This window comes from Pseudomonas sp. F01002, assembly GCF_004402115.1.
GTDB lineage: Bacteria > Pseudomonadota > Gammaproteobacteria > Pseudomonadales > Pseudomonadaceae > Aquipseudomonas > Aquipseudomonas frigoris.
The window spans coordinates 397,505-397,755 of sequence record NZ_SOPU01000003.1 but is presented as its reverse complement, the minus strand read 5'-3'; positions in this window follow the sequence as shown (position 1 = coordinate 397,755).

Below are 251 nucleotides of genomic sequence, written 5' to 3'. Positions count from 1 at the left end.
CCATTGCTGATGGGCGGGTGCATTCAGCCAACTGCTGAAAGCGGGTTGGAAGGTGTCCATGGGGTGCCTTTTTTGTTGTTATGACTGGGGGCAGTCTAAACAACGGGCGGTGGCGGGCTTGTAACGAAGGGGGCGAGTTATGTCACTGACTTGTGACATTCAGCCTGAGGAATGTGTTGAAAAGTCTGACGCCTTCGCGAGCAAGCCCGCTCCCACATTGGATTTGTGTACGACGCAAATCCAATGTGGGA